Source organism: Burkholderia sp. PAMC 26561 (assembly GCF_001557535.2).
Taxonomy (GTDB): Bacteria; Pseudomonadota; Gammaproteobacteria; order Burkholderiales; family Burkholderiaceae; genus Caballeronia.
The window spans coordinates 260,764-274,555 of the sequence record NZ_CP014309.1 but is presented as its reverse complement, the minus strand read 5'-3'; the positions used below and the strand labels follow the sequence as shown (position 1 = coordinate 274,555).

Genomic DNA, 13,792 nt, shown 5'->3' with positions numbered 1-13,792 from the left:
TTCACGCGCTTCACAGCCGGCATCCGCGACTCCTCCCTGGATCCAACCGGAGCGTAGATGCTCGTTCACTTCATGCCGTCCTCCGGCATTGTCATTGGCATGCTCGTCGCATGCTTTGTCATGGTCCTCGCATTCGAGGCGACTAATGGTTTCCATGATGCATCCAACGCCGTTGCGACCGTCATTTATACGCAATCCCTGAAGCCCGTTCCTGCCGTGATCTGGTCCGGCCTGATGAACTTCGTGGGCGTACTGGTCGGCGGCATTGCAGTGGCGTATGCGCTAGTCGAAATCCTGCCGCCCGACGTACTGACACCGCCCGACGGCGCGCCTGCGGTCCCGATGCTTGTGTCCATTTTCGCCTCAGCGCTCTTCTGGAACATCCTGACGTGGGCCTTCGGCATCCCCAATAGCAGTTCGCACTGCATCATCGGCGCGTTGATCGGCGTAGCGGCGGCCGATGCGCTGCTCAAATCGCGCAGCTTGTCGCAGGGCGTCGACTGGAAGCAGATCGTCACGGTGCTGGAGGGGCTCGCCATCTCGCCGGTGCTCGGCTTCTTTTTGGCCGGCGCACTTTACGGCCTGCTTCGACTGATCGTGCGCAAGGGCCACCTGTTCGAAGCGCCGGAACAAGGCAAGCCGCCAGTCCTGTGGCTGCGCGCAATGTTGATCCTGACCTGCACGTCGGTCAGTTTTTCGCATGGCACCAATGACGGACAAAAAAGTATCGGCTTGATCATGCTGACAATAATCGGACTGCTGCCCGCGACGTATGCATTAAATCCGCAAGCCATTGACCAGTTGCAGCAACTGCACCAGCATGCTGTCGAAGCGATACCGTTGATTCAAAAATATGGAGACGACGTAAAGCAGGATGCGCTGAAATCTGCGCAAGCTCTGCAGAATGCGGGGCCGGAGCTTGACCGGCAAGCGTCCCAACTCAAGTCAGAAGCAACGCCGCCGAACGATGAGCGTGCGACGCGGGCACAGTTGCGCGGGTATATCTATGACGTCACCTCTCAGATGAAACACGTTGGGGAAGTAAAAGACGCCTCATCCGATGATAAAAAACTTGCCGGGACACTGCTTAAAGAAATGAGCCTGCCGGTAGAATATGCGCCACTCTGGGTCCGCATGCTCAGCGCGCTTTGCTTGGGTATCGGAACGATGGTTGGATATAAACGTGTAGTCCGCACGCTTGGTGAACGCCTTGGGCGGCAACACATGACACCAGGCCAAGGTCTCAGCGCCGAACTCGTAGGCTCGGTGCTGATTGGGACAGCGGGCTTCACAGGACTGCCTGTGAGTACGACGCACATCGTAACGTCTGGGATCGCAGGAACGATGGTCGCCGGTGGCCAGGGCGTGCAAGGGAACATGCTGTTGCGAATCGCGCTGACGTGGATCGTTACGCTGCCAGTGACCATGCTGCTGTCGGCCGGACTGTTCTATGTGCTGGCCAACCCGCGCTTTTGACAAAGCAATGAATCAAGGTGTGCCGGCTTGAAACGTAAGCGCCACATCATCCAAGCAACTGGTGTGTGATGCATTATCGCGCGGTTGTCACGTCACTATAAAATGTTCTCGACCTATCATGGCACAAAGCGGCATCCGCAAATTGCTGTCAATCGGCCGCAATGGTACGGGCGCTACTAAATGTTGAAATCTCTCTCCATTCGGAATGCGCCAAACACTCCGGGCGGATCTCATGTTGCTAAGCAAAGCAGTACGCGTAAGCAGGCAAATGAATTAATCTTGACTGGCGCATCGACGACTACCAGCCGCGCCGATGACTAGTTGCCGACCCTTACGGCGCTTGGGCTGGTGACGCAACGCCTAAGCATCGCGCCTAGCGCTCAACTGATGCTGAGGGCGAACAAAGTGAGGGACCGAAGTCGACCGACAAGGGACGGTGGCATTTCTTTGAAGCGGTCATTCGCCGGCCGCGAGATAACCCTTCAACGGGCAACTCGACCTACGGACGTTCGGTGCGCCCCTCAAAGAAGCCTAACCGCACATACTCGATGAAGAAGCCGTCTTGGAACTCTGATCGAAGATGGTCACGCATTGCGAACGCTATCGCTTCAAAGCGCTCGTACTCGTGCGCATTCCATGGTCCCGGGTCTGGAGGATATTCCCAGTTGAGCGACAGGTCGTGCCATAAGTCATGTCGGCAAGTTTTTTCCGTGTCGCGTCAGCTAGCGGCAGCGAGTCCTCAATCGGGCCTACTGCGTACTTGTCGCGGGCTGCGTCATCTCCAGCCCAAATACAGCCGCCACCCCACTCAAACATGAGTCGGAGTCGATAATTTTCGATCATCTTTCATCCAAATCAAAAGCTTGCCCGATGGAACCCGTTCGCCTGTCCGCACAAATCAAGTTGCCGATGACCAAGGCGAGTACCGAGAAGGGCTGCTGTTGGCCGAACGCTACCTTCTGCAAAATCTCCTTGCTCGACGTGGCAAACACTAAACCATTCGGCTCTCGGGAGGCGCCGGTGACAGGCGCTGCATGATTGCTTCCACGGCTTGCTCGACCGAAACCTTAGCGGTGTCGACGACGAGGTGCACTGACCCCCATGGTTCGTATTCACGTTCAAGCACGCTTTTCCATGTCGGCAACTGAAAGCCTGGGATATCAGCGTTCCGCCCTTCGACCCTGTGACGGTGCAGCGTGGCGTTTGAACAAATCAGCTCGATCTCGAAAATCTGCACACCTGCATTGAACGCTCAACATCCCTAATGCTCCCTGTGCGATTTGTGCCTAATTGTCGCGGATTCCGGAGCAGCCCTTCGGTGACCGGCCTTGGCCGAACTGCGTCTTATGCAGCGCAGAAGCTTACTGAAACCCTCGTTCCCCCTTAGACCATAGGTCCCTCGGCTTCCCGACCTCGTAGAGCGACGGCTATCGAACTTCCAACAATCATCGTGATTCCCACCAAAGACACGGTACCTATTGTTTCGCCCCAAATGACGTAGCCAAAGAGCGCTGCCCACACGATGCTCGTGTAGTTATACGGCGCCAAGGCCGCGGCATCGGCTTGACGAAAGGCCATGGTCATAAGAAGCTGGCCTGCGGTGGCAAAGGCACCAAGCAGGGCCATAAGACTTAGGGCATCGATCGTCGGCGTGCGCCATGCGAGTAGCAACGATGCACCCGTGATTACAGTGCCAACAATCGTAAAAAACAGGACAGTCGTTCCCGAGTCATCGGTCGATCGGATTCTCTTGATCTGAATAATCGACAACGCGCCGAAAATCGCAGCGGCAATCAGAAGCACCGGCCCAATCCAATTAGTATTCGACCCGCTTGGACGAACTACCAACAAAACGCCTACGAATCCGGCCAGCGCAGCGATGGCATCGCGACGTTTTAATTTTTCGTTCAGCAAGGCCGGAGCAAGGACAATAACAAGTAAAGTTTCTGAATAGACGATTGCCACGGCCTCACTCAACGGTACATAAGGCAAGGCAGCGAAGAAACACGCCGATGCGCCAAGCAGAGTCAAGGACCTAACGATCTGGCCCCGTACATCCATATTCTGCAGCCGGTCAGATATCGTACGGCCACGCAAGCACACGGCGATCGCGGGGATGAATCCAAAAAGCATCCGGAAGAACGTCACTTCGTTCGCCGGATACTGCAAGGCAACGGACTTTCCAAGTGCGTCAACTACCGCGAAGCAAAACATCGAAACAAGTATCAAGCAGATGCTGCGAAGAGGAGTTGCTTGATTTCCCACTACCGAAATAAGGGGCACCTGAGCCTCATGGTTGCTGTTCATCCACGATTACGAAGCCTAATTGTCAACGATTTATGTTATCAGGTCGAGTGTCCGAAGTTGGCCGGCCTCCGCCTTCAGATCTTCGACGCCGATAGAAAGGTACGCCGGACCTTAGGGCGCGTGCGCGCCAGAAATCGAACCACGAGATGCATGACCCAAGTCGATTCCTTGCCATTTGAATTTCGAAACACCGATAGCTATGCAACTCAGGAAGACCATCACCGATATCACAATCAAGATTTTGGTTTTCGCGCCCATAAGTCTCCTAGGACCGGTGATACAGGATAATCGCGCCAATTATCACTCAATTGGACGCCGGCGGCGACCGACCGCTTATGGCCGAACAGAGCCTGATGCGGTCGGGGAAAATTGCCCATTCTCCTTGAATCAGATGCCTTAGATATGATCGTTCACGATCGCAATCGTGAAGCCGTCTCGCCGTCCGCTGCCCTTCTGCAGAACAGAAATGGACCCATTCCAGCGACCAGTGGGCGCGCTCTTGACGGCGTAGCCGTCGGGGTTTCCAAAGGGTTCTCCCTTTGGGCACCATGTGTAAAGAAAAAGTGCGAAGCATTTTTTGTTTACACATGCATCGTGCCTCCAGCCAACTCAAAATTCACTCTAGAGGTACATATCAAACTCAGATCAAATACAGCTCAAACACAGATAGTTTTGTTTCCGGTACAAGTCAGAGTCAGGTAGAGTACAGCTCAGACTCAATCTCGCACTCGACCATGAATGATGCTGCTTTTCGCGATCACTTCGCTGCCTTCGCCGCCAAAACCGAGCGGCCGATTTCCTCGAGATTTCGAGATGCATTCGAGGGAATCGAGATTGCTTTAGAGGCAGGCGTAACCCGCGCTCAGGCGCGAGACGAACTGGCGAGATTGGGACTCGACATTAAACAAAACACATTCAATGTATTGCTGATGCGAGTTCGTAAAGAACAAGCCGAAAAGAAAGATAGGCCGTCAGCACACGGCCTATCCTCAACGGCTATGTTAGAAAATGCGCCGTTGCGCGATCAGTCCTTGGAAAAATCGGTTTTGCAACGGGGGGAGTTGGTGAAGCGTGGGGAGTCGATACACTTGCCGAACGATTGGCTTACTGCCGAATTGACACCGGCTCAATCGCGCTCACTATCGGCAGAACAAAAACAACAGCGCCGGAAAGCGCGTGACAGGCTTTTTCATCCGACGCCTTACGATAAACTCGATGCTAAGTAACTTGGGCGGCCAAACTGATTTACCAACCTATGCGGCCCTTACCTCTTGCAATAATTCGGGGTGGTGATACAGCACCTTCAACAGCTTCACCAATGCAACGGGTGGTTTTGTTTTCCCGGTTTCATAGCGAGAAAATGCATTCGTGCCACCGCCGAAAATCTCTCCTGCTTCGCGCTGGTCAAGATTCAGCTTCTTTCGCACGCTCAAGATAAACGCAGGATCGGCAAGCTCAGAATTCACCTTCACGTTGAATTCCTTCATCAGCGCCATCGTGCGCCGCGACTCCGCAGCGTCGAGAACTGCCTCGTCGCACGCCGGACAAAAGTCACCGGTCACCTGCTCAAGGGATAACGTTTGACCCTTGTACACATACGGTAGGTCGCGAGTCTCATGCACCAGCTTAGCCGCACCACAAGACGGGCATTTCATGCTCATAACTCCTTGAACGATACGATCAGCACATCGTCGATGACGGTCAACTTGAGGTACACCGGCCCGGCGCTCGTCACGGGCCGATACACGTCCTGCCATACCTTGTGATCATCATATGTTGTCATGCTCTTAAAAAAATCTTTGGTCGTCAGTGCGATAACCACGGCCCGCATTTCATCAAAATCAAAACCTAATGCTGCTGCGCCTTCACGCGCCGACCGCGTGGTACGAACCTGATCCGCCTCTACGAGTTGTTTGACGATGGATAGCTTGCAATGGGGCGTATTCTTGTCCATGCAGTACATTAACCTAATAGGCTAATTTTGGCAAGTAGGGCAGTCGGCATTAAGGTAATACGCTACTGAATCGCGTCCGGTGCTTTCTTGTTGACTACGCTACTAACGGGATCAATACGGAATTCGTAATCCTTCATATATGCCCGTTCCTTGATCCGGTTCTCATTTGCAGTTCTTTCCGATGCTTCTAGCTTTGTCAGCCCTTCGGAAGCCAGCTGGTACCGGCAAGGCGAAGCCGGGCGGTCGCTGCGGCCTTGTTCTTCCTTATCGCGGCGAGCAGAACGGTGGCTTCGGGGAAACCGCTGCTGATACAACTTCTGCGATGCGTGCCTTCAATACACCGGCAATTGGTTCCTAGGCGCGCCCGATTGCACCCGTCATCATATTTTCACTGCGACCTATGCAGGTCCCGAATTTTTCGATAATGTACTGTACATCCATACAGTAATTATGAAGATCGACGGTGTGCCTTATGACTGTTTATACGATTGAGCAGGTCGAAGCAGCGAAAACTATTGGCGTGTTCACGATGCGACCGGGGAAGATGCCGCGCTCTGCGCAAGTGCGCGAGTCTTAGCCGATGTCTACGGACTAATGATCTACCACCATGAGTCATCGGTTTCCGCAGGTACGTTCACCGCAGAACAACTTCATGCCGTAGAGGTGGGTTTTACGCAGGCAGCACAATCGTCAGGGCACTAAAGATGCGGGCAGTACTCAATCGTGCCTATCCAAGCGTCGGCAACGACAGTGATATTGACCACTGGCAATTTGATTTCTCCCTCGTCGATTCGAACGGTGTGGTTCTGTACGACACGATTGACATAGCGACTGTCCGAACGGTCTCACAAAAGCATTCGGTCGGATCATTTCAGGCCATGTGTAAGGCGATCCTAGGGACCGCCGCCCGCGATTTTCATCGCTTGGTAGGACAAGAATTTGCCAGCGAATGAGAGTTCAGTTGGATGAGTATCTGGAGATGCTGTCGGGTATTATCATTCTTGAGCGAAGCGTCGACAGCAAGTTCAAACACACTGCTCCATAGCCACACGGCGCGTCGATCGATTTCGTTTTGTTTCGGGGAAGGTCTTCCAACCAAGCACGTCGCGCCATGCATCTGCCACGGATCGGCTCGGCCCACCACCAAACCAAGATAGCAGGCCACTTTCAGTGGCTCCGCCTCGCTAATCTCCTCGATCTCCATCTTCAGAAGGTTGCAGCGCAACGCTGCGGCTAAATCAAACCCTCTGCTGCCCCGGGCGCTGTAGGAGACAAACCTGCTGCTGTTTGCCACTCTTGCAGAACCCGCACCAGTAAATCGAAGGTAATGGGCTTATGAAGATACCCATCGAATGCGGCAAAATCGTCGTCCCCTAGATCGGCCCGGCCTGTAATGGCAATCATATATGCGTCTTGTGAAGCTCCTTCGCTACGGAGGCTCTCACACGCCACTCTGCCGTCACCATCGGGCAGCTCGACATCCGCCAAAATGAAATCAAACGGACGTGAGTAAGCGAGAGCGCGCGCTGTTTCACAATCGTGCGCGACCGTGACAGCGTGTCCAAGCTTTTCAGCAAGCGCTGCAAGACTGGCGGCGAGATCGCGGTCATCATCAAGTATGAGAATTTGCATGTGGTCTCCTTGGTCTTTGAAAGCGGACGCATTTACACGCAAAAAGAATGCCAAACGCGCTTCAGACCTTAACCGATTCTTCTGCATAACCAATGGCTTAAGCTCAGCATGACGCCCGTCGCGTTCCGCTGATCACCTTGGCGCAGCTAGAGGCAAATACCCCTGAAAACTTGCAGGCAAATATCGGTGTGGAATAGGAGAAAGGCGCCTTTAGCCTTAAATCTGATTTGGACCTAATTTTTGCCAGTAGCTATAAAAGCTGTATATATGTACAGTATTTTGCATGAGCGCTTTACCGAACCATATCGAATCGATCCACCCAAGCCTTTGGCGAGGGACGCAATTGGCGCGCGCCCATGAGCGGACTGTGGACACGAGTTACGCCGCACTATCAGCCGAGCTGCCTGGCGGCGGCTGGCCGCTGGGAACCATGACCGAGCTGCTTTTACAGCAGCCGGGGATCGGCGAAATGCGCCTGCTGGGTCCCGCCATGGCGGCGTTATCGGATAAGCGCCCGATTGCACTGATCGCCCCGCAGCAGATTCCGAATGCGCATGGCTACGCCTTTATGGGCATAGATCCGAGCAAGCTCATGTGGCTTAAGGCTGCTAAATCGTCCGATGCGCTGTGGGGCGCGGAACAGATCCTGAGAGCAGGCAGCTGCGGCGCCCTCGTGCTCTGGCAGCAACATATCCGCGCCGAGTCGCTCAGGCGCCTGCTGCTGGCCGCACAAAGCTCCGAGATGCTGTTCGTCGTCATGCGGCCGCTGGCGCGTGCCCAGGACTCGTCGCCTGCGCCGCTTAGACTTGCTGTTCGAGGCGTCGCTGAAGGCATCGCCGTCGAACTGATCAAGCGGAAAGGCCCCGCGGCGCCGACGCCGATCATGGTCAAACTCTCTCCGTCGCCCAATTTGATCAGCGAGCATCGTCGCGTCCAGCGGCGCACGGTCGAACTGCCCACGCCTGCGCTCGAGCACGCCGCGATCACCGAATAGTTCGTACCGAGATCGATGCGATGCCCAAAACCCTCCCTAAGTTCGCACCACTAAGCCTAAAGGAACTTCGTTCGCTCTGGAAAAAATACCGAGGCAACGAAGATATCGAGCGGCTCGTGTTGGAGGTTCAGTTCAGCCTGCATTGGTCGACTGAAGGGGGCCCATGACGCACATCGAGGCGGGTTCGATAAATGTTGGAACTACAACGACTTATGGGCTTTCAAGTGATGTTGTCCACAACGCTGTCCACAAATTGTGTGGTCAACATCGTGGATTCGATATCGTGGCGAAGGTCAGTCAGTGATAGCGAATTTGTCGCGATCCTGGCCCGCGATCCAGCGAGGCGGCTTTCCACGACCGCTCCAGGTCGCGCCCGATGCGGGATCACGATATTTCGCAGCGACAGGCTTCGATTGCTTCCGCGGGCCGCGGCTACTGCGTGGCTCGAGCTCTTCGGGCTTGACTTCGTATAGGGCCATTTGCTCGCGGATCCATTCGATCGCGTCACCGCGCTCGGCGTTTCTCAGTTCTTCAATCTGCTTTTCCAGTGCTTCACGTTGCGCAAGCAGGGCGCGGTATCCAGTGTCCGTCATGTGGGTCGTGTTTTCTTCTATGATTAGTAATGTGAGTTCGACCGATCATGGCTCCGGCCGTTCCAGAAACGGAGATACGGCAAAACGGTTATCGCGCGCCGCTCTGAACCGATTGTACGTTGACTAGGCCGTGTTACGACAAAGCGCAGTCGACCCTTGGACAATCCGATGTTAGGTCAGGACAAAATTTGAAATGAGCACGCAATTGAGCAATCGGTGCAGGACATCCCTATACCGTGTGATATACGGTAAGCCCAACAGTAACGAGGAACGCATCGTCTTCCTGATGGCCGGCAGCCGAGAAGCTGCGTCCAAGCGGGCGACATCTGTACTTGCGGCGCTCTTTGACATCGAGCCGCCCGAAGTCTATTTGTACAACCTCGCGTCCTTCGTCGACCTGGTCGATTCGGGCGTGAGTGACGACGAAGATCTTCGTATTTTCGAACTGGGTTGGAAGGGACCATTGGTCAGTGTATGGGCTGAACACCCCCTGTTCCTCACCGACGATTCATCGCTCCTTGGCAAGTGGGCCGAACTCTACGCGGACCTCGCCAGCGCGACGGCAGTGGAAGCAATCAGACGTGCTCGCTCTTGAACGTATCCCGCAGCCACGCTGCTGTTAACTTCACTCGGTGAACCTAGTCGGCCTTCTGAATGGAGGTTCGAGTGGCGATCTATGCGTCTACGCTCACCGAACGTATTCGCGGTTCTCCTCGGCTCAAGCTGCAAGCCGATACTCGTAATACGGCTGATGACGATCGTCGAGAATGGCGTACTGAGCCGCAAGGTTAGCCGGGTCCGGATTGAGCCAGGCGTTTATGTTCTCAGGCTTGATCGGGACGATACAGCGGTCGTGGCCAGCAAGGGCGATTTCCGCAGGGGGATCGTCGGTGACGGCCGCAAACGACAACAGATCCGGCTCACCTTTGCCTGTCCACTTCGACCAAAGGCAAGCGATCAGCATGTCCCGCGGCGGATTGGGCTTGAACTCGAGCACAAGGTTTTCTTCTTTCTCGCCTTCAGCCAACTCACGAGCCTCGACACGGTGACGCGGTACGTTTTCATAAAACGCGCTCACTAGCATCACGCCATGTGTGTATCCGAAGAGCCCCTTCCAGAACCCTTCGAGGTTGTCTCGTCTCGCGTTGTACGTTCCGGGGTACTTGGTGTCGTAGAACGCCGGCTTGCCGGCGGGACGACATTGATAACGCATTGGCTTCACCACAAGCTGACCATTTTCGACAACCATCACCGGCGCGTATTGCCCAGGAAAGATCCGTGAGTCACGATCCTTCAGTTCGGTGCGGTTGATGTCCTCCAGCTTGCCGCGGATCCAAGCGATCTTGTCGATCGCAATCCGCTGGCTTTCGGTCGCCGCTTTGGTGGTCTTTGTCAGCAGCGTACGCTCGGCGTCGGCCAAGCGTGTGCGTTGTTTAAACAAGTCCTCTTCGAGCTTCGTCATTTGATCAGCTGAAAACTCGACGATTGCTTCTTTGATACGCGCTTCTGCATCGTTTTGCGGCAGCAGGAAAGGCACTTCCATTCCCTTGGGAATTTTCGATTTGCTGCCACTTCGGCGGTCCCAAAACAGTCGAAAGAATTCATCGATGTCAATGTCCGCGCCATAGACGTGCACGTATTTGCGATAGTCCGCGGTGATCTGAGCCGAGTAACACATGACGAATGCTCTCCATCTCCTGTTCGTGAACCATGATACCCGCGTGACCAGCGCTGGTCGAAGAGGTGATCACCCTTCTCCACCGACCAGTCCTATCGCACAATGGGAAGTGCTGCCCAGTCAGACGTGTACGCGGGACTGCGCCTGTCCTGATTCATGTGCCATGTTCTGCGCTGCTCAACCGCGCCGACCTTCAATGTCCCACGTCCGTACTTGTCGTTGATCGCATCAAGTGCAACCATCATCTTCGCTTGCCGACTGGCATCGCGACCGAAGAGCTCGCCTTGCTCAATTGAGATCGATTGCAATTCGTGAAGCAGCACCCCGGCCTTCGCATACCGGAAACCCTCCCGATAGATCTGACGCAGTCCGAACAACGCCAAGTCGACCAACGTCAACGTGTCCGACGTGGGTGAAACGAGCGGGACATTGATGGCGCGGCTGTATTGCGGGTCGTCGCGTTTGAACGGACTTGTGCGAATGAAAACCTGGACCTGATTGGCGTGCAACGCTTGCCGACGCAATCGCTCGGCCGCTGTCGCGACAAATTGCGTGACGGCCTGCGTCAGCTCATCGAGTGTATAGACGACATGACCGAAGCTGCGCGAGCAAAGCACTTGCTTTTGCGGCTGCCCCGCATCTTCAAACCCATAGCACGCGATGCCATTGAGCTCGAGCAAAGTCCGCTCGAGCACTACGGAAAACTGCTTTCGGATGAACGAAGGACTCACGCGTTTGAATTGCAGCACCGTTTCGACACCCATCTCATGCAGACGCGCGCCGATCTTGCGACCGACGCCCCAGACCTCGCCAACGTCCACGCTCGCAAAGATGTTGTCGCGCTCTTCTGCCGTCAGTATTCCGATATCACATACCCCATGCCATAGGCGCCCCACATTCTTCTTCGCGATGTGGTTCGCCATTTTCGCGAGCGTCTTTGTGGGACCGATGCCGATGCACGTGGGAATGCCGATCCACTGCAGCACCTGGGCGCGTATCTGAGGGCCATAGGTCGTCAGGTCACAGCGAAATCCGCCCAGGTCGAGAAAACATTCATCGATCGAATAGATCTCTTGGACGGGCGAATACTGGCCGATCACTGACATCATGCGGTCGCTGAGATCGGCATACAGCGCGTAATTTGAGCTGAGTGCGATAAGTCCGTTGGTGCGCTCGAGGTCGCGAATCTGGAAATACGGCTGCCCCATTCCCACTTTCAGGTCTTTCGCTTCCTGCGATCTCGCGACCGCGCACCCGTCGTTGTTGCTGAGCACGACAACAGGTTTTCCAACGAGTGACGGCTTGAAACACCGCTCGCATGACACGTAAAAATTATTGCCGTCGATCAGGGCAAAGGTGGTCATCGACGTTTCTGCGGATGCAAAAGCTGACGCAAATTCCACGTGACCACACCCCATACGCTCATCTCCTGCCCTTCGACGAACGTGATCGGGGGATAGAGCGGGTTCGCGGCATGCAGACGAATGACACCCGAGCGTTTGTACAAGCGCTTGACCGTGAACTCATCATCGACGCAGGCAAGGACCACTCGACCATGCACCGGCTCGATTGAACGGTCAACGATGAGCCGGTCGCCGTCAAAGATCCTGGCATCGATCATCGAATCGCCTTCGACTTGGAACAGAAAAGTTGCGATCGGATTGAGCACCAGCACGTCATTAAGATCGATGCGCTTTTGCGTATGGTCCTGCGCAGGACTGGGAAATCCCGCCGGCACCTTCGCCAGCACTTCGATGAGAAATGAGCCTGCGGCGTCGGCGGTGATAGGGATCGGGCGGCTCATGGACAGACAACACTGTATGGATGTACAGTATTCTATAACGGGTTTTGAAACGCTGAATTGCCCCTTTTTTGTCGATTACGGAGGCTGTTATGGATATGCTTGTTCGGCGAACGCATCCTATGCCGAAGATGGCGGCCTTTGTAGCGGAGCTGCGAGCGGCCTTTGGCGACTCGGTGGACGAAGCGGTGTCTCGCGGGAAGAGCGGCGAGCCGACGTTTTACGCACGTGAAAACGGGCGCACGGTCGGAACGCCGCCAAGCGACCACTACAACGTGTGGAAGGGGAGGACGTGCGCGATCGTCACTATTGCGACGGGTGTGACGGAAGTTGCATTGGCACCGCGATCAGGTGCAGTCAGCGCATGACCCAAGCGATGCAAGGCCAACAGAAAACGCTAGACGAGGAGTTGCATGTTTTGTAGAGAATGAACGGCGCGCAGAATTGTTGTGCTTCCTGGTCGTGACCGCGGCAGCGTCGCATAGCTTGACTAGTGAATGGCGGGTCGACCACGTGGTCGAGAGTTGCCGGCTCTGGCTCAGACGAAACGCTGTAAAGATGCCGTGGCTTGAGCGAGTCAACCTGGGGCAACTCGCACTACGACTCGCGAGACGCGACCTGTTCAAAGCCAAGGTCGTGATCCGGCAGGCACACGTTCAAGCATTGTTCACGGGAGATATGGCGTTGAATCTATCAAGCACCATGGTTCAGCGCGTCTTGGCCATTTGCGCGGACGCGATCGCGCAGCGCCCGTAGCAGCGTGCATATTGCTCACTGAACGGCGTAAGCAATTCCACTAAGTTGCATGCCGACGGCATGGCACATCGCTACGGTGAGCCCATGAAGGGTTTTCTCAGGTCGATATGCGTTGCAGCACGCGTCGCGACGTACTTAAACTCGACTAAAAACGTCCCTAGCAGCGTCAGGTGGGATCTACCGTCAGCTGTTTTAGCAATGCAACGAGTTCGCTGGGCGGCTGACCTTTTTGGCAATAGGCATCAAACTCGTGGTCCATGAGATGACGTCGCACTTCGGTCTCGTCCAACGCAGTAAAGGCAACGATCGCGATATGACTCGTTTTTGTATCTCGGCGAATCACTAAAGCCGCTTCGAAACCCGTGCATCCCGGCGTCGAAATATCCATCAAGATGAGATGCGGCGTCCACGTTATGGCTACATCAACCGCCTGCCGTCCTCCGTAGGCGGTCCGGATATCGAGGACCTCCAGATGCAAATACATCGCCAATGCATCCGCCGCGTTTTGATTGTCGTCTACCACTAGCACACGAAGGCGCGAGCCTGCAGCGCTTACTCGGCGCTCGGTCCATATGTGGTTTCGTGCGGTTTCCCAGTTCAT

The 13,792-nt window shown here is 55.1% G+C and carries 14 protein-coding genes and 2 pseudogenes; 7 read left to right on the top strand and 9 right to left on the bottom strand.

The features are described from left to right. Positions 1 to 57 precede the first annotated feature (57 nt). Complete coding sequence (locus AXG89_RS28085) at positions 58 to 1,476, top strand: inorganic phosphate transporter (RefSeq protein WP_062173676.1); 1,419 nt, start codon at positions 58 to 60, stop codon at positions 1,474 to 1,476. A 1,383-nt stretch (positions 1,477 to 2,859) separates the two neighbouring features. On the opposite strand, the gene AXG89_RS28070 is transcribed toward AXG89_RS28085, so the two are convergent. Then, positions 2,860 to 3,783 (bottom strand): DMT family transporter, encoded by a 924-nt coding sequence (locus AXG89_RS28070; protein WP_373408605.1) that lies wholly within the window; start codon positions 3,781 to 3,783, stop codon positions 2,860 to 2,862. 734 nt (positions 3,784 to 4,517) lie between these two features. Here AXG89_RS28070 and AXG89_RS28065 point away from each other — a divergent pair. Then, positions 4,518 to 5,009 carry a hypothetical protein gene (locus AXG89_RS28065; RefSeq protein WP_062173679.1) on the top strand — a complete coding sequence of 164 codons (492 nt, stop codon included), beginning with the start codon at positions 4,518 to 4,520 and terminating at the stop codon, positions 5,007 to 5,009. Between the two features lie 27 nt (positions 5,010 to 5,036). Here the strand turns inward: AXG89_RS28065 and AXG89_RS28060 are convergent, their stop codons facing one another. Together AXG89_RS28060 and AXG89_RS28055 are read right to left on the bottom strand one after the other, a co-directional pair. After that, a complete protein-coding gene (locus AXG89_RS28060; protein ID WP_062173681.1) occupies positions 5,037 to 5,438 on the bottom strand; it encodes a type II toxin-antitoxin system MqsA family antitoxin in 402 nt (133 codons plus the stop codon). A 2-nt stretch (positions 5,439 to 5,440) separates the two neighbouring features. Then, complete coding sequence (locus AXG89_RS28055) at positions 5,441 to 5,737, bottom strand: type II toxin-antitoxin system MqsR family toxin (protein ID WP_062173683.1); 297 nt, start codon at positions 5,735 to 5,737, stop codon at positions 5,441 to 5,443. A 570-nt stretch (positions 5,738 to 6,307) separates the two neighbouring features. Here AXG89_RS28055 and AXG89_RS44945 point away from each other — a divergent pair. Further along, positions 6,308 to 6,439: pseudogene (locus AXG89_RS44945) on the top strand (DUF3717 domain-containing protein); the annotation flags it as partial. A gap of 2 nt (positions 6,440 to 6,441) precedes the next feature. Next, positions 6,442 to 6,690, top strand: a complete 249-nt coding sequence (locus tag AXG89_RS28045) for a hypothetical protein (RefSeq protein ID WP_062173685.1) — start codon at positions 6,442 to 6,444, stop codon at positions 6,688 to 6,690. A gap of 280 nt (positions 6,691 to 6,970) precedes the next feature. Here AXG89_RS28045 and AXG89_RS28040 read toward each other — a convergent pair whose 3' ends face one another. Further along, positions 6,971 to 7,369: a response regulator gene (locus AXG89_RS28040; protein ID WP_062173687.1), complete on the bottom strand. Its 399-nt coding sequence runs from the start codon at positions 7,367 to 7,369 to the stop codon at positions 6,971 to 6,973. Positions 7,370 to 7,652: 283 nt separating this feature from the next. Between AXG89_RS28040 and imuA the strand changes: the two genes are divergently transcribed. After that, entirely contained in the window at positions 7,653 to 8,363 is a 711-nt protein-coding gene (imuA, locus tag AXG89_RS28035) for a translesion DNA synthesis-associated protein ImuA (protein WP_062173689.1), read from the top strand. Between the two features lie 293 nt (positions 8,364 to 8,656). Here imuA and AXG89_RS44940 read toward each other — a convergent pair. Continuing rightward, positions 8,657 to 8,770 (bottom strand): annotated as a pseudogene (locus tag AXG89_RS44940) (H-NS family nucleoid-associated regulatory protein); the annotation flags it as partial. Between the two features lie 379 nt (positions 8,771 to 9,149). Here AXG89_RS44940 and AXG89_RS28025 point away from each other — a divergent pair. After that, positions 9,150 to 9,551 carry a hypothetical protein gene (locus tag AXG89_RS28025; RefSeq protein WP_069638471.1) on the top strand — a complete coding sequence of 134 codons (402 nt, stop codon included), beginning with the start codon at positions 9,150 to 9,152 and terminating at the stop codon, positions 9,549 to 9,551. A 123-nt stretch (positions 9,552 to 9,674) separates the two neighbouring features. On the opposite strand, the gene AXG89_RS28020 is transcribed toward AXG89_RS28025, so the two are convergent. The 3 genes from AXG89_RS28020 to AXG89_RS28010 all read right to left on the bottom strand — a co-directional run bounded on the left by AXG89_RS28020 (position 9,675) and on the right by AXG89_RS28010 (position 12,438). Further along, positions 9,675 to 10,634: an SOS response-associated peptidase family protein gene (locus tag AXG89_RS28020; protein WP_062174158.1), complete on the bottom strand. Its 960-nt coding sequence runs from the start codon at positions 10,632 to 10,634 to the stop codon at positions 9,675 to 9,677. A 92-nt stretch (positions 10,635 to 10,726) separates the two neighbouring features. Further along, entirely contained in the window at positions 10,727 to 11,998 is a 1,272-nt protein-coding gene (locus AXG89_RS28015) for a Y-family DNA polymerase (RefSeq protein ID WP_062174157.1), read from the bottom strand. Beyond that, the gene (locus AXG89_RS28010; protein ID WP_062173693.1) at positions 11,995 to 12,438 is read right to left on the bottom strand and encodes a LexA family protein; all 444 of its coding nucleotides are present in this window, start codon (positions 12,436 to 12,438) and stop codon (positions 11,995 to 11,997) included. The genes AXG89_RS28015 and AXG89_RS28010 overlap by 4 nt, the downstream gene beginning before the upstream one ends. Before the next feature lie 89 nt (positions 12,439 to 12,527). On the opposite strand from AXG89_RS28010, the gene AXG89_RS28005 reads away from it, so the two are divergent. After that, a complete protein-coding gene (locus AXG89_RS28005) occupies positions 12,528 to 12,803 on the top strand; it encodes a hypothetical protein (RefSeq protein ID WP_442861764.1) in 276 nt (91 codons plus the stop codon). A gap of 554 nt (positions 12,804 to 13,357) precedes the next feature. Here the strand turns inward: AXG89_RS28005 and AXG89_RS27995 are convergent. Further along, complete coding sequence (locus AXG89_RS27995) at positions 13,358 to 13,792, bottom strand: response regulator (protein WP_062173696.1); 435 nt, start codon at positions 13,790 to 13,792, stop codon at positions 13,358 to 13,360.

Coding starts and splice junctions, on each gene's coding strand:
- AXG89_RS28085 (WP_062173676.1), top strand. CDS start 58: ATGCTCGTTCACTTCATGCCGTCCTCCGGCATTGTCATTGGCATGCTC.
- AXG89_RS28070 (WP_373408605.1), bottom strand. CDS start 3,783: ATGAACAGCAACCATGAGGCTCAGGTGCCCCTTATTTCGGTAGTGGGA.
- AXG89_RS28065 (WP_062173679.1), top strand. CDS start 4,518: ATGAATGATGCTGCTTTTCGCGATCACTTCGCTGCCTTCGCCGCCAAA.
- AXG89_RS28060 (WP_062173681.1), bottom strand. CDS start 5,438: ATGAAATGCCCGTCTTGTGGTGCGGCTAAGCTGGTGCATGAGACTCGC.
- AXG89_RS28055 (WP_062173683.1), bottom strand. CDS start 5,737: ATGGACAAGAATACGCCCCATTGCAAGCTATCCATCGTCAAACAACTC.
- AXG89_RS28045 (WP_062173685.1), top strand. CDS start 6,442: ATGCGGGCAGTACTCAATCGTGCCTATCCAAGCGTCGGCAACGACAGT.
- AXG89_RS28040 (WP_062173687.1), bottom strand. CDS start 7,369: ATGCAAATTCTCATACTTGATGATGACCGCGATCTCGCCGCCAGTCTT.
- imuA (WP_062173689.1), top strand. CDS start 7,653: ATGAGCGCTTTACCGAACCATATCGAATCGATCCACCCAAGCCTTTGG.
- AXG89_RS28025 (WP_069638471.1), top strand. CDS start 9,150: ATGAGCACGCAATTGAGCAATCGGTGCAGGACATCCCTATACCGTGTG.
- AXG89_RS28020 (WP_062174158.1), bottom strand. CDS start 10,634: ATGTGTTACTCGGCTCAGATCACCGCGGACTATCGCAAATACGTGCAC.
- AXG89_RS28015 (WP_062174157.1), bottom strand. CDS start 11,998: ATGACCACCTTTGCCCTGATCGACGGCAATAATTTTTACGTGTCATGC.
- AXG89_RS28010 (WP_062173693.1), bottom strand. CDS start 12,438: ATGAGCCGCCCGATCCCTATCACCGCCGACGCCGCAGGCTCATTTCTC.
- AXG89_RS28005 (WP_442861764.1), top strand. CDS start 12,528: ATGGATATGCTTGTTCGGCGAACGCATCCTATGCCGAAGATGGCGGCC.
- AXG89_RS27995 (WP_062173696.1), bottom strand. CDS start 13,792: ATGAACTGGGAAACCGCACGAAACCACATATGGACCGAGCGCCGAGTA.